Raw genomic sequence first — 18452 nt, 5'->3', positions numbered from 1 at the left:
ATCGCCCGAATCGCCTGACAGCAGCTCCGATGCGTCGCTTTCCGCTGAATCCGATCTGATGACACGCGCATGCGGATTCATGGGGCGGCCGGCGCCGCGTCTGCCATCCGATCCACTGTCAGGTGCCCCGCATCGCTCGGAGTAAAGTTCAACGACCCGTGGAACAGGAACGAGAAACTGTGAGTGAACCCGTACCACACGACGACGCAGCTGCTCTGCGTCATGAGATAGCCCTCGAACAGCGTCATGTCGACCACGTCTACGAACGCCTTGACGACGCCGCCGTCGAAGCCCGCAATGTGGAGGCCGAGAGCCGCGCCCGCTTCACCAGCGACCGATCGGACTGGTTGCGCGAGGAGAGCGGCACTGCCCTGTTCGAGCGCGATGCCTTCGCCTATCAGGCGGCGAAGCGGCTCGCCATCCTCGACGAGGAGCACGAGGGATTGGTCTTCGGCCGTCTCGATCTCGGAGCAGACCAGGAGACCCGCTACATAGGCCGGCTCGGCGTGCGCGACGAGGACTACGAACCCCTGGTGATCGACTGGCGTGCCCCTGCAGCGGAGCCCTTCTACCGCGCAACACCGAGCAATCCGATGGGAGTCGTGCGGCGCCGAGTGCTGCGCTGCCATGACGACAAGGTGATCGGCCTGGAGGACGATCTTCTTGACACCGATGCCGACACCGATCTCACGATCATCGGCGAGGGCGCGCTGATGGCTGCGCTGAGCAGGGCGCGCGGAGCGCACATGCGCAGCATCGTGGCCACCATCCAGGCCGAGCAGGACGAGGCCATCAGGGCTCCCTACCAGGGCATCACCACCATCGCCGGCGGCCCGGGCACCGGCAAGACCGTGGTGGCGCTGCATCGTGCCGCCTATCTGCTCTACACGCACCGCAAGCGCCTGGAGCGCGGCGGAGTGTTCATCGTGGGGCCCTCCGACCTGTTCATGAACTACATCGAGAGGGTGCTGCCCGGTCTCGGTGAGGATGCCGTGACGCTGCGCTCGGTCGGCCGGGTCGCCGACGACGCACTGGGTTTCGGCTCTGACCGCGAGGACAATGCCCGGGCGGCGATGCTCAAGGGATCGCTGAAGATGCTGAAGGTGTTGCGCCGGCTGGTGAACGAACCGGTTGTCGCCGAACCTGCGCAATTGCTGAGGGTGAGCTTCAAGGGCGAGATCCTGCACGTCGACGCGAAGACCCTGGCCGGGCTGCGCTCCCAGGTGCTCGCCTCCCGCAAGGTGAATCAGGCTCGCTCGATTGCCGAGAAGGCGGTGCTCGACTCGCTGTACGCCACGCTGCCGGCCATGCTCGCCGACGGTGACCGCGAGGATTTCGACGACCAGATCACCTCCCAGGCCAGCTGGCGGATGTTCATGAACGCCTGGTGGCCCACACTGTCCGCCGAACAGACCCTGGCGCGGCTGGCCCAGCCGGCGGTGCTGTCGAAGGTGGCCAGGGATGTCCTCGATGACACCCAGCAGCAGGTGCTGCTGAACTCGCTGGCGCATGCCGACGGATACATCCCCGCTGCCGGGCGTCCGCGTCCGGACTGGAGCGTCAGCGACATCGCGCTTCTCGACGAGCTGGCCGAGATCCTCGGGCCCGCACCGGTCCCCGCGGACGAGGAACCCGAACTGTTCGTGAACTCGAATGTGCAGGAACTGGTCACCACGGCAGATCTGCTCAGCGACCGCCGTGAAGCTGCCGAGGACACCCACGCCTACTACTCGCACGTGCTCGTGGACGAGGCCCAGGACATCACGCCCATGCAGTGGCGGATGATCCGGCGACGCGGCCCGCAGGCCAGTTGGACGATCGTCGGGGACCCGGCGCAGAGCTCCTACCCCGACGCCGCCCAGACCGAGCGCGCGCTGCACGACCTGGCCGGGCGGGCACCGCAGCGCACCTTCCGGCTCGCCACCAACTACCGCTCCCCCGCCGAGGTGATGGACCTTGCCGGGCGCTACATCAAGGCCCATCTGCCCGACGCCGACCTGCCGAATGCGGTGCGCAGTACCGGCATCGAACCGGAGCTGCTCAGCACCTCCGAGGCGGAGCTGGCATCGCGGGTGCGCCAGCTGGTGGCACGGCTGGAGGGCCAGGTGGAGGGAACGATCGGCGTCATCGTGCCGCCGAGCAGGATGCCGGCGATCCACGCCCTGGATCTCGGCACCGGTTCCGGACGGGTTTCAGTGATCAGCCCCCTGCAGGCCAAGGGCCTGGAGTACGACGCCGTGCTGGTCATCAGCCCCGATGACATCGTCGCCGAGACACCGGGCGGCCCGCGGGTGCTCTATGTGGCGCTGACCCGCCCCACCCAGCTTCTGGTCACACTCGATGTCGCTGACGCAGGGATCAGCGAATCCACCACGGGTGAGCCCAACGTCAACGAGCCGGGGCAAGCAACCTGGAGAGAATCTCTCGGGTGGCCACCGACCGGTTCTGCGTGAAGAAGTGCAGCCCTGGTGCGCCCAGATCGAGCAGCGAGCAGCCCAGCTCGGCGCAGATGTCGGCGCCGGTGGCGCGCACCTGGTCCGGGTCGCCCGCCACGGCGAGCAGCCGTTCGCGCATCGGTTCGGGAATCGGTGCGCCGGACAGCTCGGCGAACTTGTCGAGCTGACGGATGGTGGTGACCGGCATCATCCCGGCCAGCACCGGCAGCATGCAGCCGGCCTCGCGCATCCGTGCCAACAAGGAGCGGTAACCGTCCGGGCGGAAGAACAGCTGGGTGACGGCGAATTCGGCCCCAGCCGCCTGCTTGGCCAGCAGCGCCGCGACATCGTCCTCAGGAGTGGAGCCGGGATGGATGTCGGGGAAGGCCGCCACGCCCACGCAGAATTTACCGCGCGCCTTGACCAGCTGCACCAACTCGGTGGCATTGCGCAGGCCCTGCGGATGCGGCTCCCAGGGCACCAACGGCCCGCCCGGCATGTCACCGCGGATCGCGAGGATGTGATCCACCCCCATCTCCCCGTAGGCGTCGACCACTTGTTCGAGCTGCGCGGTGCTCTGGGCGGTGCAGGTGAGGTGCCCGACAACCCGCAGTTCGGTGGATGCGACGATGTCGCGCACCGCGTTCAGCGTCCTGTCGCGCTTGGAGCCATTGGCGCCATAGGTCACCGACACGAAGTCGGGACGCATCGGCTCGAGCTGCTCGATGGAGCGGTGCAGGGCCTCGGCGGCCGCGTCGTCACGGGGCGGGAAGAATTCGACGCTGAAGGTCGGACGCTCCGCATGGGCGATCAATTGCGCGAAGTTCTCCTCGGGTCGTGAGCCGTTGCGGCACTCAGGGGCCATCGCGCTGGGGGGAAAGCTGGTCTGCACGGGCATCAGGGTATATCGGCCACGCCACTAGGCTTCTCAGTGTGTCCAGGACCCACCTGTCTTTCGAGTTCTCCTGCAAGGACCCGGCAGGGCCGCAATTCCGGGCTGCCGTCGGTGAACATCTCGGCGTCTTCCTCGACCGGAAACAGGCGCAGCTGACAGAGGTGTCGCCGCTTCTCACGCCCTTGTGCGAAGTGGCCCGAGAGTTCACCGCCACAGGCAAACGACTGCGTCCGGCTTTCGGCTACTGGGGATTCACCGCAGTGGCCGACCAGCCCGGTGATCCCGGCGTGCTTCTCACTGCGCTGGCCGGTTTCGAGCTGCTGCACGCCTCGGCGCTGGTGCACGACGATGTCATCGACGACTCCGACCTGCGCCGCGGACAGCCGGCAGTGCACCGCAGGCTGGCGCAATGGCACCGTGCGCACCACGGCAGCGGTGATGCGGACGCCTTCGGCCGGGCCGGCGCGATCCTGCTGGGCGACTTGATGATGGCCTGGTCGGTCGAGATCACCGAGGGCAGCGGGCTGGAACCCGAACTGCTCGCCCGCGGCCGATCGGTGCTGGACGCCGTGCGCACCGAGGTGAACGCCGGGCAGTTCCTCGACATGTCCGCCGAGGCCGAGCTGACCGCCCAGCAGGATCCGATCGCGGTGGCCGAAAAGGTCGTGGAGTACAAGACCGCCCGGTACACGGTGATCCGGCCGCTGCAGTACGGCGCCGCCCTGGCAGGCGCCGATCCGGCCCTGCTGTCCACATTGGCCGCCATCGGCAGCCCACTCGGACGCGCCTTCCAGCTGCGCGACGACCTGCTCGGCGTCTTCGGTGACGAGCAGCTCACCGGCAAGCCGGCCGGGGACGATCTGCGCGAGAACAAGCGCACGGTGCTGGTGGCCGAGGGTCTGGCACGCAGCTCCGAGCTGGCTGGGTTCCTGGGCCGTCCGCTGGGCGAGAACGAGCTCGCGCATGCGCGCGCACTGCTGATCGACACAGGAGCGGTGCAGGCAGTGGAGCAGCGCATCGACACCGACGCCGCGAAGTGCCGAGAACTCGTGGCCGAGCTCGAGATCACCGAGGAAGGACACACCGCCCTGACAAGACTGGTTGAGGCATGTGTCAGCCGCGACAGCTGATCTGACGACTCACTGTCCGCAGCCGCGTCTGACATGGCTGCGTGGGACACCTGCCAACCCGAGCAGTGATGTCTAGACTGTCCATGGGCTGACGCGGCCTACCTTCCCCGACCGTGTTTTTGGAGCATGACTTTGACCGGATCCAGCGCGAGCGACCCATTGGTCGGCTCCGTGCTGGCCGGGCGCTATGAGATCGTGACCCGCTTGGCGCGTGGGGGCATGGCCACCGTCTATCGCGCCCATGATCGCCGGCTCGACCGTGTCGTCGCGGTCAAGGTGATGCACGACAATCTCGGCGATGACACCGATTTCGCCGACCGCTTCGACCGGGAGGCCCGTGCCGCCGCCAGGCTTTCCGACCCGCATGTGGTGAGCGTCTTCGACCAGGGCCAGGACCGCGGGCGGCCCTACATCGTCATGGAATTCGTGCAAGGTTGCACGCTGCGCAATCTCATCACCCGCGAGGCACCCTTCGATCCGGCCCGGGCGCTGTCACTCATCGAGCCCGTCGCAGCGGCACTGGCCGCCGCCCACGAATCAGGCCTGGTGCACCGCGATGTGAAGCCCGAGAACGTGCTCATCAGCGGAAAGGGCCACATCAAGGTCGCCGACTTCGGGCTGGCACGGGCTGTGACATCTCAGACCATCACCGCTCCGAGAGGCCTGGTGATCGGGACGGTGAGCTACATGCCGCCCGAGGTGGTCACCACCGGCAGCGCCGACAAGCGCTCCGACGTCTACTCCACCGGCATCATGCTCTACGAGATGCTCACCGGCGAGAAGCCGCACACCGGCAGCTCCCCCATTCAGGTGGCCTATGCGCACGTCAACAAGTCGGTGCCGCCACCCTCGCAGACGTTGCGAGACCATCACCACGCGCCGCTGCCCGACTATCTGGATGCACTGGTGGTGTCCTGCACCCGGCGGGACAGCGGCATGCGTCCCCGCGACGGGCGGGAACTGCTCGCCAGAGTCCGCAGGGCACGCGCCGCCGTGCTCGCAGATGTGGACAGCGACGAGGCCATCTGCGCGATCATGAACCCGGCCGCCTTCCGGGTCGGTCGGTCCTGGCCAGGCCAGGTGGCCACGGGCGCACCTGCACAGATTCGCACTGCGGATCACACCGTGGCCCAGCAGAATGCAGCCCGCATTCCCGGCGCGGCACAGGCACCGACCAGTTCTGTGGCCACCTCTGGCTCCGGACGACGCGCCCCGGGACAACCGATCGTCACGGCCAGCACCTCGCAGCCGGCCGGGACGTCCTCACGAGGTCCTGTCAATCCTCACCCGGGGCATTCGCGGAGTTCGCATGCCATGCCCTCCTCGAGACGGGCGTCCTCACCGGCACGAATGGAGCGACGCACTTCCGAGCCGGTGCGACCCTCCAGCAGCCGCTGGACCCAGGTGAGCGGCTCAGCGCGTCCCCGCACGCCGGTGAGCCCGGTGGACATGGGCATCGCGCGGCCACCTCGCCCCCCTGCCCGGCCGCGGCCGCAGAGCCAGCGGACTCCGCGCTTCCCCGACATCGCCCATGACAGGGTGCACCGACGACGCCGCGGTGTGGTCGGAATTCTTCTGGTCCTCGTGCTCGCGGTCGCCGTCGGGCTCGGTTCCTGGTGGTTGGCCGTCGGCCGCTTCGTGAGCGCACCGGCGGTCATCGGCCTCAGCGAGCCACAGGCCGTGGCCGCCGCACACGCCGCAGGACTGCAGATCAACTTCACTGAGCGTCCCGACGAGCAGGTGCCCTCCGGCACCATCATCACCACTGATCCGGCGGCGGGCAGCCGCCTGCCGCGCAACTCCCAGGTGCATGCCGCGCTGTCCACCGGGCCGCAGACCTACCCGATGCCTTCGGTCGTGGGCCTCGACAAGGACGCCGCTGCCGATGCTCTGGAGGCTTCGAATCTGCAGCTGGGCGGCGTCGACGAGCAATACGACGCCACGCATCCGCAAGGCACGGTCATCGCCGCCAGTGCCACCACGGGAACCCAGGTACCCGGCACCCAGGGCGTCACGCTCACTGTCTCCAAGGGCCCAGCCCCTGTACAGGTCACAGATTTCACCGGCAAGTCCGTCTCCAGCGCACAGGCCGCGCTGACGCAGACTGGGCTGTCGGTGAGCATCACCCAGCAGAACTCCGACACGGTCGCCTCGGGCCAGGTCATATCGCAGAACCCGGCCGGCGGGCAGCTGCCACCGGGCAGCACGGTGACGTTCGTGGTCTCGTCGGGTCCGCAGCAGGTGGCCGTCCCCGATGTGAGAGCCCGGACCACCGACGATGCCACGAAGGTGCTCCAGGATGCCGGATTCACGGTGCAGGTGACCATGGTGGACCCCAACTCGCCGATTCACCTGAACCGGGTGCAGCGCTCTGACCCGGCCCAGGGCACCGCTGCAGCCAAGGGCACAACCGTGGGCATCTACATCATCTGAGGGCGCCGACGACGCGGGACGCGACTGTCGGCGGCACCCTGCTGTACGCCGTATCCGGGCGCACCCTCGCCGACGGGCGAGCGAGGCTCAGCTGATCCGGCGCCACCCGTCCGAGGATCACAACTCGATGTCCGGCGTCCACGGCCTGGGGTCGCGCACCGTGACGAAGGAGCTCTTGGTGAGCCGTTGCAGGTGACCGGCGATCATCGAGAAACCACGGTCGTTGAGCAGGCCGTCGTGAATCGGCATCATCTGCTGGGCGCCGACTGCCCGCACGAAGTCGATGGTCTCACCGACCTTCTCCCAGGGCGCCATCATCGGTACGCAGAGCACATCCACACCGTCCGGAGTGGCCTCCAGGGAATCGCCCGGGTGGAAAACGGTGGGCTCGTCGGGGGCGCTGATCACCAGGCCCACATTGTCGACTCTCGGGATGTCGGGGTGGATCACCGCATGGCGCCCGCCAACCGTCCAGATGCGCTGATCCTTCACCGGAATCGTCTCGTCGATCTTCATCGGGCGCGCGCCCGGGATGTCCACCATGGTGGACACCGAGGGTTCGATGTAGAACGGCAGGCCCGGGTGCGAGCGCACGAATCCTGGCAATGCCTCGGGATCGGCGTGGTCGGGGTGCTGGTGGGTGATGAACACGGCGTCGAGGCCTTCAAGACCCTGCCAACCGCTGGAGAAGCAGCCGGGGTCAATCAGCACGCGGGCGCCCCCGGTCTCGATGAGAACACATGAATGGCCCAGATGAGTGATCTTCATGGCCTCACTATGCCCTTGGCGTCAACAGGCGCGACCAGCCGTAGTGATTCGCGCCTCGCCCTCGCAGGAAGCCTTCTGGCAGGACAACGGTGCTGGCGAGCTCGATGTGCCCCGGATGCCCACCCTCAGCAGGGGCGTACACCACCGCGACTATTAGAGTATTTACTCTAATAACTGTTATCCTCGCTGCATGCCCGACCCAACTCGTGTCCCGCAGAGGGCCGCAACGCGGCGCGAAACGATCCTGCGGACAGCCAGACAGTTGTTCTCCGCACACGGCATCGGCCCCGTGACGACCAACCAGATTGCCCGGGAGGCCGGCATCAGCCCGGGCAATCTGTACTACTGGTTCGGCTCGAAGGAAGAAATCGTGCGGAACCTGTTCTCCGACTGGAGCGCACGGATGCAGCCGCCCGACGATCCCACACAGAATCCGCAGGATGCTCTGCAGATGCTCTGGCAGCGCGTCACCGAACAGCCGCAACCCGATGAGGACTACGCCTTCTTCCTGCGCGAACTGTTCGTGCTCCTGCACACTGATCCCCTGCTCGCGGAGAGCTATCGCGCCGGCTACGCGACTCGCCTGGACCACTTCGTCGCTCTCGTGGAAAGGCTCGCCGAGGCCGGCCTGTTAAGGACACCCGAACCACCGACCACGGTGCGGGACATAGTGGGCCTGCTGTGGTTGGTGAGCGAGACCGCGCTTCCGTTCGCGGAGGCGGTCCATGACCAGCGCGTTGACGCGCGCCGGTACGGGCGCGCCGTGATGCAACCGCTGCTCACGACGGCCGGACGCGAGCTGCTCGGTGTGGATGAGCCCGTCAAGGACCTGCCGTGATCGAGCCGGCCGGGCATCGCCCGGACCCACCCGACGATCGCCTCCAGGACGACGGCGGTGACACCACATCCCATGGCATGGCTCGCAGACTGTCGAGACGCAGGATGCTGAAGTCGGCCGGGATCGGCGCCGCCGCGGTTCTGCTCGGCTCCGCGGCAGCGACGGGTGTCCGGGCCCAGACCAATGGTGTGTGGGTCCGCGAGCACGGTGATGCCTATGCGCTGTGGCGCGATTGGCAGGCGGCGCCCGGGCTGGAGAAACTCGTTGCGGCCGGTTCACTGGCGGCCAATCCCCACAACATCCAGCCGTGGTCGTTCGCCCTCGGCGCGAACAGCATCGAGGTCTACTCGGACCCCGCGCGCGCCATGCCGGTGAGCGACTCGTCAGGGCGCGAGCGGATCGCCGGGTGCGGGTGCGCCATCGAGAATCTCGTTGTCGCAGCGCGCTCGGAGGATCTGGACGCAGCCGTCACAGCGTGGCCAGACACCGATCCGGAGCACATTGCACACATCGATCTGGCACCCGGCGGACCGGCCACAGCGCGGGAGCAGGAACTCGCCTCGGCCATTGCAGGCAGGCACACCAATCGCGGACCGTTCAGCAGACGACCCGTGACGTCCGATGTTCTCGAATCGCTCGCCGCCGACGCGCCGGCTGGGGCTGAGTTGGCATGGGTCACCGATCCTGGCAGGATCTCCGCACTCGGAGATCTCTACGTGGCGGCCACCCGGTCCATCACCGAGGACGAGCAGATGTCCACCGAGGCCTTCTCCTGGTTCCGCAACGATCTCGCCGATGTCGAACGTCACCGCGACGGCCTGACCCTCAACTGTCAAGGCCTCGACGGCTTCACCCTCGCCATGGCGAAGATCCTGCCGGCACAGTCGCGCCGCTTCGGTGACGCGTTCTGGCTGCGCACCACTCGCGACACCCACACGGCCACGGCCAGTGCCTATGGCATCGTCCGCGTCAGCGACGTCGAGGACGCCCATGATCGGCTCGCGGGTGGGCGTCTCCTGGAGCACGTACATCTGGCCGCCACCGCCGCAGGGCTCGCCGTGCAGCACATGAACCAGGTCGGCGAGCGGATCACTCGCGAGGCGGCGCTGCGTGCCACTGATCGATTCGGCGCCGGGTGGGCTGACGCAACGGGCATTGCCCCAGGTCAAAGTCTGCTCGGATTCCGAATCGGCTATCCCGGACGCGTGGCCGGGCCGAGTCCCCGACGTCCTGTGAGTGATGTCCTCGTGACACGCTGAGCACGACGTGCGCCGTCGAATGCACGCAGTGCCGCCCGTTGGATTGCGTCCGTGGATCGTCTGGGCGTGATCTCGGCGCCGGTACAGGGCATGGGACTTTCCCGCACCATGTCGCGAACATTTCGGACCCCTCTGCGCGTCGCTGACGAGAGGGAACTAGCATCGCTGACATCCACACGGGCGCCCCACTGCGGGGGCTGAGATCAGACCGACCTGTCTGAGCACCGTCGAACCTGTCCGGGTCATGCCGGCGAAGGAAGAAGGATTCATGCCAGTAAACCCGCACGGTGCCAGCACACCATCGCACGACACCGACCTCCCGCAGCAGGAGGCCAGCACCGAGAAGCAGAACCGGGAGACCGCAGCAGGATCGGCTCAACGAGATCGGGTTCACCTTCGCCGCACCACGCAGCTTCCCTTCACGAACGCGCACGGCAGCTATCTGCTCGACGTTCCGTTCACCGAGATCCCCCTGACCGCCGTCCCTGGTGCAACCCCCTATGAGCCCTTCGTGGACTACTGCACCGAGGGCCCTGCCCATCCCACCGACATCGGCCTTCCGCCCCTGCGCGCCCAGTGGATCGCTGACCGACACGACACCCAGGAGTACGCCTCGGAGACCGCCGATCCCGGTGTTGACAAGGCACGATCTGGGCAGCGTAGAGGTGCTGACCGCGGCTGGCGCGGCCAACAGCGCCACCCTCGTCGGGCGTCCTCCGGCGCCTGCCCGACCCAGCGCCGGTACGCGCGCCAGGGCATCGTCACTCCTGAGATGGCCTTCGCAGCCGAACGAGAGCACTGCTCCGCCCAGCTGGTGCGAGACGAGCTCGCAGCCGGACGCGCAGTGATACCGCTCAACATCAACCATCCCGAGGCCGAGCCGATGATCATCGGCGAACGCTTCCTGGTGAAGATCAACGCCAACCTCGGCAACTCCCAGGTCAGCTCCTCGATCGGCGAAGAGGTGGAGAAACTGAGCTGGGCCACGAAGTGGGGCGCCGACACGGTGATGGATCTGTCGACCGGTGACGACATCCACACCACCCGCGAGTGGATCCTGCGCAACTCCCCCGTACCGATCGGAACGGTGCCGCTCTACCAGGCCCTCGAAGAGGTGGGCCAGGACGCCTCCGAGCTCTCCTGGGAGCTGTTCCGCGACACCGTCGTCGAGCAGTGCGAACAGGGCGTGGACTACATGACCATCCATGCCGGCGTCCGGCTCGGACATGTGCCGCTCACCGCGGATCGGCTCACCGGAATCGTCTCGCGTGGCGGTTCGATCATGGCCTCGTGGTGCCTCGCCCACCACGAGGAGAACTTCCTGTACACGCATTTCGACGAGCTGTGCGAGATCCTGCACAACTACGACGTGTGCTTCTCCCTCGGCGACGGCCTGCGTCCCGGCTGCCTGGCCGATGCCAATGACCAGGCCCAGTTCGCAGAGCTGCTCACCCTGGCCGAACTCACCGAAAAGGCCTGGGCACACGACTGCCAGGTGATGATCGAAGGCCCGGGCCACATTCCCTTCGACACCGTGAAGGCGAACGTCGAGCTGGAGAAGTCGCTGTGCAAAGGGGCGCCGTTCTACACACTCGGGCCGCTCGCCATGGACGCAGCGCCTGGCTACGACCACATCACCAGCGCCATCGGAGCCACCGAGGCAGCCCGGTACGGCACCGCGATGCTGTGCTATGTCACCCCGAAAGAGCATCTGGGCCTGCCCAACCGCGACGACGTGAAGACCGGCGTGATCACCTACAAGATCGCGGCCCACGCCGCAGACATCGCCAAGCACCATGCCGGTGCGCGCGAACGCGACGACGCCATCTCCAGGGCTCGTTTCGAGTTCCGCTGGATGGACCAGTTCAATCTGTCGCTCGACCCGGACACCGCGCTGGCGCTGCACGACGAGGACCAGCCCGCCGAGCCGGCCAAGCTCGCGCACTTCTGCGCGATGTGCGGCCCGAAATTCTGCGCCATGGCGATCTCGCAGAACATCAGGGACCGTTTCGGAGACCGCGACGCCCAGCAGGCCATCGTCACCGGGATGTCAGCGATGAGCATCCTGTTCAAGCAGTCCGGCGGATCGGTCTACCTGCCCGCCAGGTGACTGCGCTCACCACCTGATGGACTGCGATGCTGTCGCGTACACGACACAAGAGTGCAGTCCATCAGGGTTGAGGACGGACCAGCCGGACCTCACTCGTTCCAGTCGGGAGCCGGTGACTCGGTGGCGTACTTGCCGCGGTAGCGGTTCAGGCGCTCGGCGATCATGAAGGCCAGCTCGAGGCTCTGGTTGCGGTTGAGCCGGGGATCGCAGGTGGTCTCGTAACGGCTCGCCAGATCGGTCTCGCTGAGCTGGAAGGCCCCGCCGAGGCACTCGGTGACATCGTCGCCGGTGAGCTCGATGTGCACCCCGCCCGGCCAGGTGCCGAGCTGCTCGTGCACATCGAAGAAGCCGTTGAGCTCCTCCACCACGGCCGCGTACTCGCGGGTCTTGAAACCCTTGGAGGTCTCGAAGGTGTTGCCGTGCATGGGATCGCACACCCAGGCGACCTTGCGGCCGGAGGCCTCGACCTCTTCGATGATCGGCGGCAGCTTCTCGCGCACATTCGAGGCACCCATCCGGGTGATGAAGGTGATCCTGCCCGGAACCCGGGTCGGGTCGAGCCGGTCGGCGATCTCCAGAGCGTCGGCACCGGTGGTGGTCGGCCCGAGCTTGACGCCCAGCGGATTGCGCACGGTACGCAGCAGTTCCACCTGCGCCCCACCGGGCTGGCGGGTGCGCTCACCGATCCAGACCATGTGCGCCGAGGTGTCGTAGGGCGCCTGACTACGCGAATCGATGCGGGTGAGGGCGTACTCGTAGTCCAGCAGCAGCGCCTCGTGGGAGGCGTAGAAGTCGACTGTGCGCATCGTCTCGCCACCAACTCCGCAGGCCTCCATGAAGCCCAGCGCGCGCTCGATCTCGCCGGCCATCTGCTCGTAGCGCTTCTCCACGTGGGTGTCGCGCACGAAGCTTGCGTTCCAGGCGTGCAGCTGGCGCAGATCGGCAAAGCCGCCCTTGACGAAGGCACGCACCAGATTCAGCGTCGACGCCGAGGCGTTGTACATCCTCACCAGCCGCTCGGGATCGCAGCGGCGTGCGTCCTCGGTGAACTCGAAGCCGTTCACCGCATCGCCGCGGTAGGCGGGGTAGGTGATGCCATCGCGAGTTTCGGTGTCCTTGGACCGTGGCTTGGCGTACTGCCCGGCGATCCGGCCGATCTTCACGACCGGCACCTGCGCGGCATAGGTGAGCACGACGCTCATCGCCAGCAGCACGCGCAGTTTGGCCTTGATTGAATTGGCACGTACGCCATCGAAGGTTTCGGCGCAGTCACCGCCCTGCAGGATGAAGGCCCGGCCATTGGCCACCTGGGCGATCTTGGTACGCAACTCGTCGCATTCACCTGCGAAGACCAGCGGGGGAAGGGCCCGCAACCTGTCGATGACATGCTGCCTGGCAACCGGGTCTTCATAAGTTGGCTGCTGAACCTGGGGCAGGGCACGCAGGGTCGACAACGAGGGGATCAGTTCAGACACGCGCTCTAGGCTAGTGTCCCGGCGAGCGCCTCCAAAAACAGCGTGCTGCGCCGTGGGATGAATGCGCTCCCACACCGCTTCCGGTTGCGCGTGGACAGGTCCGCAGGACAACCACCCGAGACCGATCAGTCCCGACGGGCCTTCGATTCCCGCACGGCATTCCTGGCGGCGTGCGCGCGGGCCTCCTGCCGGGCGTGCTCGAGATCGCGCTCGTCCTGGACGCGCATCCGTTCACGCAACTCCGCCTCGCGGCGGCGTTCCTCATCCTGCGTCGGAAAGGCCCGCGCCTGCGCCCGGCGGTGCGCGCGGCGTTCCTCGGCAAGCCTCTCCCTCGCCTGTCCAGGCGTGTCGTCCTGGTAGAGCTGCCCGGACAGCTCGGCGATGGCCGCCATGATCTCGTCGGTGCATCCGCGCAGCAGCACACCGTCGAGCACATCACTCGCCGCAGGAGTGGTCCAGTAGCGGCTGAAATCCAGTGGTTCGCCGATACGCAGTGTGGGACCCAGAAGCGCAGAGACGGCATCGCCGACAGGGCCGGTGAGGGGCGGGGGCACGATATCGACCGGCAGCACCGGCACCCGTGAGGTGAGCGCCAGCCATGCCACGTCGGGAGCACCCCGGTGCAGATTGCCATCGGGACTGCGGCCCCCCTCGGGCTGGATCATCACGAGCTCGCCGTCGGCGAGTACCGCCGAGGCATCGCGTATTTCCTCATCATGGCTGTCAATCAGGACGCGATGACGGGCAAGACGGGGCACTCGGGTCACAGCAAGCGAGACAGGACGATCAAGACTGCCGAACAGCCTGGTGACGTCGCCTGCCCACAGATCATTCGCCGCCAGAATGGCGGCGCCCTCGGGAAGGAACTCGGCACCCTCGACATCCACCTGGAGGGCGTCCCGCCCGCGTGACCACAATCGCCTGACGCGCCGGTGCGACGACGCCACCTTGCCCGACGGCGAGACCGGACCAGATGCGGACGGCTCGGCGTTCGCGCCGTCCCCGGCATGTGATGAGTCACTCATCAAGCCTCCTCGATGTGCAGTTCGGCGTCGGTGGGCGGCTGCTCGACGCCGATCAGCGGCGTGGCCTTCAGATAGCTCGCCAGATCGGCGCCCTGCAGATTGCCGCGCTTCACCCGGGTGGCATAGACATCGACATATTCCTGCCCGGTGAGCTGCTGTATGCGAGCCATCACATCATTGGTGACCCAGCGCAGCACCTTGGTGCTGTCGGCCTGGCCCCGCCACGCGGAATAGTCGACCGGCTCACCGATCACGATGCGGGCATCGTGCATGGTCAGCAGTCCGAACCGGCCCCGGACCAGTTGGGTGTTGACCATGCCCACGGGCACCACGGGAACGTCGTACTCCAGGGCGAGCCGGGCCACCCCGGTGTGCCCCCGGTACATCCGGCCGTCCGGGGAGCGGGTTCCCTCGGGAAAGATGCCGATCAGCTGGCCCTTGGCGAGCACATCGCCGACCGGGACCAAGGCATCGGCGCTCGCACGGCCTCCCGAACGGTCCATCGGGACCATGCCAACCTTCTTCAGGAAACCGGCCACGATGCGGCGCCACGGCGTGCGTCCCTCGAACAGTTCCTTCTTGGCCGGGTAGATCATCCGGCGGCGGATCAGGGTCGGGAGGGTGAAGGTGTCACCGGCGTCCAAATGATTGGCGGCCAGAACTGCCGCGCCAGTACTGGGGATGTTGTCCTGATCCTCCAGCGAGGGGTGCAGCAGGAGCTGCACGCCTGGCCTGAACAGACCGACCTTGAACAGCCAGTACCACATTCCGCCTCCTCGGACCCTGCAACCATAGAGCCCGCACGGGCTCGTCAACCCTGGAGTCCCCGGGTACCACCACCGCCAGCAGGCCGACCGGGGATGACCCGGCCGGCGCGACCTCAGTCAACGATCTCGACAGAGTTGATGACGACGTCTTCCCTGGGACGATCGGCACGATCGGTGTCCACCGAACCGATCTCGGCGACGACCTGCTGGGAGGCCTCATCGGCCACCTCGCCAAAGATCGTGTGGCGGTGGTTGAGATGGGGGGCGGGTGCCAGGGTGATGAAGAACTGCGAACCATTGGTTCCAGGACCGGCATTGGCCATGGCCAGCAGGTAGGGCTTGCCGAAGTTGAGATCGGGGTGGAACTCGTCGGCGAAGACGTAGCCGGGGCCACCACGCCCGGTTCCGGTGGGGTCACCGCCCTGGATCATGAAGCCGTCGATGATGCGGTGGAAGATCACGCCGTCGTAGAAGGGATCGGTGGAACGCTTGCCGGAATTCATGTCCAGGTATTCGCGCTTGCCGGTGGCCAGTTCGGTGAAGTTCTCCACTGTCTTGGGGGCGAAATCGGCGAACAGGTCGAGCACGATGTCACCGTGGTTGGTGTGCAGGATGGCTTGGGTCACGGATGATCCTCTCCCGGCGCGTGGCCGTGACAGTCGATGGATGCTTCCCATCTTTGCAGACCCCGCCGACACAGCGATCCGGGAATTGCCGTGGGTTGGTGTACGGCAGCGCTCGCCCTGCGCGAAGCGCCACCCTTGACCACCTGCGCGAAGCGCCACCCCTCACCACGCGCGCGAAGCCGCGGGTGATGAGCACGCCGATAGGGTCCGAGCATGGACGTCTCGAATCTGCTGGCGCTGCGCCCAGGCCGGATTGAAGGCTGGCAGTACTCCCGCAAGGTCTATTGGCTGGGCCAGTTGCAGGTCCCCAGTGGCCGGCTGCGGGCATGCGACCCCTTCGCGAACCTTGACGACGGACTGGTCTTCCCCATCCCCCCAGGCCGGTACCCGGTCTATGTCACGGTCGCGGATGTCAGCGACGCGCAGAATGGCAGTCAGCTGCGCGAGAGCTATCTGAGCCTGGTGCTCGCCGATGGTCAGCCCGCACGGCTGGGAACCCTGATTCCGGAGAACGCCGCCCCGCCCGCAGGTCCGCCGTCAGACAACGACGACTTCTACGGGGTACCGGTGTACGCCGGCACTGTGGGCTTCACCGATGCCGATGCCGTGGCACGGTGCATGCCAGAGGGCGACTGGTACGAGCAGTTCTTCGACAATGGCGAAGACGACTCCTGGTTCGCGTTGATGGATTCTCCACAACACCACATCGAGAACTGCGCCAACATTGTGCTGCCCAATGCCACCGCCGGGGAGAATGTCGTGCTCTGTCACTCCGGCTGGGGCGACGGCTTCTACCCCGTCATCGCCAGCTACGACGGCGCCGGGAAGCTGCTGGCAGTGCACATCGACCTGCTGGTGGAGGAAGCCGAGGGCGCTCCGGCGGGAGGGCCCGGATCGGCGACACCCGGCGCAGCGGCCACCAGCTCTCAGCCTTCGAGCCCTGGGACATCCAGGGCCTCCGCCCCTGAATCGGCCGGGGTGGACGATGCGACCGACACCCAGAAGCGTCCCGGATTCTGGCGACGGCTGTTCGGCTTCGATGACTGAACCAGAGCTCCCCCTCGACCCGCCGACCACAGGGGTGCCGGCCTCGGGGCTTGCACACCCCTGTCCCCGACACCAACTGTCCAGCCGCACCCGGCTGTCCCAGCGCATCCCTGCTCAGCGCATCGCAGGTATTCTTGGAGGTCGCCCGCCAGGCCACGTGGACGCGGCATCAGCCGGGTAGCGTGAACACTAGCTGACAGCTCGACTACGAGCACACAACCGGATCGGAGAACATCGTGTCTCACAAGGACAAGAAGCAGTCTGTTGCAGACGCCGGCGACCACGCCCGCGAAGCAGTCGCAGACGGCGCGGCCGCCGTCGAAGAATTGGTCACTGCAGCCGTCGAATACCTCAGCCCGAAGGTGAAGGACGCCGGCGAGAAGGTGGGCCCACTGGTCTCGGATGCTTACGAGAAGGTCGGCCCGGGCCTGGCGAATGCCTCGGAGAAGGTGTTGCCCTACTACGAGAAGACCAAGGACAGGGTTGCCGAGAGCGTCCAGACGATGAAGCCGAAGGTGCAGGAACTGCTGGAGAAGGCCGGTGAGGTCGACTACTCCGAGTACAAGGCGAAGGCGAGCCAGCTGGCCGATGCCGCCTCCGAGAATGCCCATACGGCGGCCGGGAAGACGACGAAGGTGCTCCAGGATGCCCTCAAGAGCGCGGGTATCGATCCTTCTGAGCTGTCCGATCAGCTGGCGGGTCAGGCCTCGGCGGCGAAGAAGCAGACGACGACTGCGAAGAAGAAGTGCGGGCTGAGGGGTCGCAGGGCGAAGGCCGAGGCAAAGAAGGCGAAGAAGCGCGCAGAGTTGATCGCCGCGGCCAAGGCCGCTGCCGCGATCAAGATTGCCAAGGAGACGAAGAAGGCCCAGAAGCGTGCGAAGTCGCACAGCCGCCGCAATCGCCTCTTCACGGTCATCGGCATCTTCACGGTGCTGGGCATCATTGTGCTGGCCATCCGCCGGCTGCTCATGCCGCGGGACGACGGTTGGACGCCTCGTGAGCCCGACCAGGACTTCGACGACGTGACCACCGACTTCAGCACCCACAGCGACGAGGACCTCACTCCTCCCGGATCTGGCTCCTTCACGGCCGACGACACATCGGTACCCAGCCGGGCCGCAGAGGGCGACGCCGATGTCCCGCCCGTCGAACCGGACAGCGACACCGATGGCCAGGCGACCACTGAGGAGGCCGAGAATGTCTGGACCGCCGAGGGCGGCCCGGCGCGTGCGGCGGACGCCGCGGGCGCCGATTTCGGACCGGACTCCTATGTCGGTGAGAACCCGCCCGAGGGCTACACCATCAAGGGCAACAAGCGGTCGATGAAGTACCACACCCCCGACGCGGCAGGCTTTGCCCGCACCCACGCCGACGTGTGGTTCTCCAGCGAGGAGGCAGCCGAATCCGCGGGCTTCACCAAGGCCATGCGCTGAACTGAGCTCCTCCCTCACGTGCTGGTGGCCGGTAGCCCCCGGGGTTGCCGGCCACCAGCACGTCCGGCACCTGGGCAAGCCCCCGTCGCGACCCTGCAGTGGCGCCCGCCGCGGCCCGCGGCCCTTAGGCCCCCCCGCCCCCGACGCGGCGCCCATCGACGGCGGCGCGGCGCGCGGCAGGCAACCGCAGACAACGCGAGCCCCCTCCCCC

14 protein-coding genes, 1 pseudogene and 1 riboswitch are annotated in these 18452 nt (G+C 66.9%); of the genes and pseudogenes, 9 read left to right on the top strand and 6 right to left on the bottom strand.

What is annotated here, in order from left to right:
* Nucleotides 1-215 precede the first annotated feature (215 nt).
* A complete protein-coding gene (locus tag ABF648_RS05575) occupies nt 216-2453 on the top strand; it encodes a HelD family protein (RefSeq protein ID WP_415631320.1) in 2238 nt (745 codons plus the stop codon).
* Here ABF648_RS05575 and ABF648_RS05570 read toward each other — a convergent pair.
* Nucleotides 2389-3327, bottom strand: a complete 939-nt coding sequence (locus ABF648_RS05570) for a methylenetetrahydrofolate reductase (RefSeq protein WP_415631304.1) — start codon at nt 3325-3327, stop codon at nt 2389-2391. The genes ABF648_RS05575 and ABF648_RS05570 overlap by 65 nt on opposite strands.
* A gap of 41 nt (nt 3328-3368) precedes the next feature.
* On the opposite strand from ABF648_RS05570, the gene ABF648_RS05565 reads away from it, so the two are divergent.
* The 3 genes and pseudogenes from ABF648_RS05565 to ABF648_RS05555 all read left to right on the top strand — a co-directional run bounded on the left by ABF648_RS05565 (nt 3369) and on the right by ABF648_RS05555 (nt 6893).
* A complete protein-coding gene (locus ABF648_RS05565; RefSeq protein WP_415631303.1) occupies nt 3369-4460 on the top strand; it encodes a polyprenyl synthetase family protein in 1092 nt (363 codons plus the stop codon).
* A 126-nt stretch (nt 4461-4586) separates the two neighbouring features.
* Nucleotides 4587-5501: pseudogene (locus tag ABF648_RS05560) on the top strand (protein kinase domain-containing protein); the annotation flags it as partial.
* The gene (locus ABF648_RS05555) at nt 5496-6893 is read left to right on the top strand and encodes a PASTA domain-containing protein (RefSeq protein ID WP_415631319.1); all 1398 of its coding nucleotides are present in this window, start codon (nt 5496-5498) and stop codon (nt 6891-6893) included. The pseudogene ABF648_RS05560 and the gene ABF648_RS05555, both read left to right, overlap by 6 nt.
* A 117-nt stretch (nt 6894-7010) precedes the next feature.
* On the opposite strand, the gene ABF648_RS05550 is transcribed toward ABF648_RS05555, so the two are convergent.
* Nucleotides 7011-7661 (bottom strand): MBL fold metallo-hydrolase, encoded by a 651-nt coding sequence (locus ABF648_RS05550; protein WP_415631302.1) that lies wholly within the window; start codon nt 7659-7661, stop codon nt 7011-7013.
* 190 nt (nt 7662-7851) lie between these two features.
* Between ABF648_RS05550 and ABF648_RS05545 the strand changes: the two genes are divergently transcribed.
* From ABF648_RS05545 to thiC, 3 genes are all read left to right on the top strand, one after another.
* Complete coding sequence (locus ABF648_RS05545; RefSeq protein WP_415631301.1) at nt 7852-8499, top strand: TetR/AcrR family transcriptional regulator; 648 nt, start codon at nt 7852-7854, stop codon at nt 8497-8499.
* Nucleotides 8496-9758: an Acg family FMN-binding oxidoreductase gene (locus tag ABF648_RS05540; RefSeq protein ID WP_415631300.1), complete on the top strand. Its 1263-nt coding sequence runs from the start codon at nt 8496-8498 to the stop codon at nt 9756-9758. Before ABF648_RS05545 ends, ABF648_RS05540 begins: the two co-directional genes overlap by 4 nt.
* Before the next feature lie 166 nt (nt 9759-9924).
* A riboswitch (TPP riboswitch) is annotated at nt 9925-10034 on the top strand.
* A complete protein-coding gene (thiC, locus tag ABF648_RS05535; RefSeq protein WP_415631299.1) occupies nt 10027-11868 on the top strand; it encodes a phosphomethylpyrimidine synthase ThiC in 1842 nt (613 codons plus the stop codon). Its footprint overlaps the riboswitch before it by 8 nt.
* A gap of 89 nt (nt 11869-11957) precedes the next feature.
* Here the strand turns inward: thiC and ABF648_RS05530 are convergent, their stop codons facing one another.
* From ABF648_RS05530 to ABF648_RS05515, 4 genes are all read right to left on the bottom strand, one after another.
* Entirely contained in the window at nt 11958-13343 is a 1386-nt protein-coding gene (locus tag ABF648_RS05530; protein ID WP_415631298.1) for a class II 3-deoxy-7-phosphoheptulonate synthase, read from the bottom strand.
* Nucleotides 13344-13468: 125 nt separating this feature from the next.
* Nucleotides 13469-14368, bottom strand: a complete 900-nt coding sequence (locus tag ABF648_RS05525) for a lysophospholipid acyltransferase family protein (protein ID WP_415631297.1) — start codon at nt 14366-14368, stop codon at nt 13469-13471.
* Nucleotides 14368-15135, bottom strand: a complete 768-nt coding sequence (locus ABF648_RS05520; RefSeq protein WP_415631296.1) for a lysophospholipid acyltransferase family protein — start codon at nt 15133-15135, stop codon at nt 14368-14370. Before ABF648_RS05520 ends, ABF648_RS05525 begins: the two co-directional genes overlap by 1 nt.
* 113 nt (nt 15136-15248) lie before the next feature.
* Nucleotides 15249-15812 (bottom strand): peptidylprolyl isomerase, encoded by a 564-nt coding sequence (locus tag ABF648_RS05515; RefSeq protein ID WP_415631295.1) that lies wholly within the window; start codon nt 15810-15812, stop codon nt 15249-15251.
* A gap of 162 nt (nt 15813-15974) precedes the next feature.
* On the opposite strand from ABF648_RS05515, the gene ABF648_RS05510 reads away from it, so the two are divergent.
* Together ABF648_RS05510 and ABF648_RS05505 are read left to right on the top strand one after the other, a co-directional pair.
* Nucleotides 15975-16808 (top strand): DUF4241 domain-containing protein, encoded by an 834-nt coding sequence (locus tag ABF648_RS05510; RefSeq protein ID WP_415631294.1) that lies wholly within the window; start codon nt 15975-15977, stop codon nt 16806-16808.
* 236 nt (nt 16809-17044) lie between these two features.
* Complete coding sequence (locus ABF648_RS05505) at nt 17045-18241, top strand: hypothetical protein (RefSeq protein WP_415631293.1); 1197 nt, start codon at nt 17045-17047, stop codon at nt 18239-18241.
* The last annotated feature ends 211 nt before the right edge of the window (nt 18242-18452 follow it).

Source organism: Propionibacterium sp. (assembly GCF_047719395.1).
GTDB lineage: Bacteria > Actinomycetota > Actinomycetes > Propionibacteriales > Propionibacteriaceae > Propionibacterium.
This window is presented reverse-complemented; position numbering and strand designations above follow the sequence as displayed.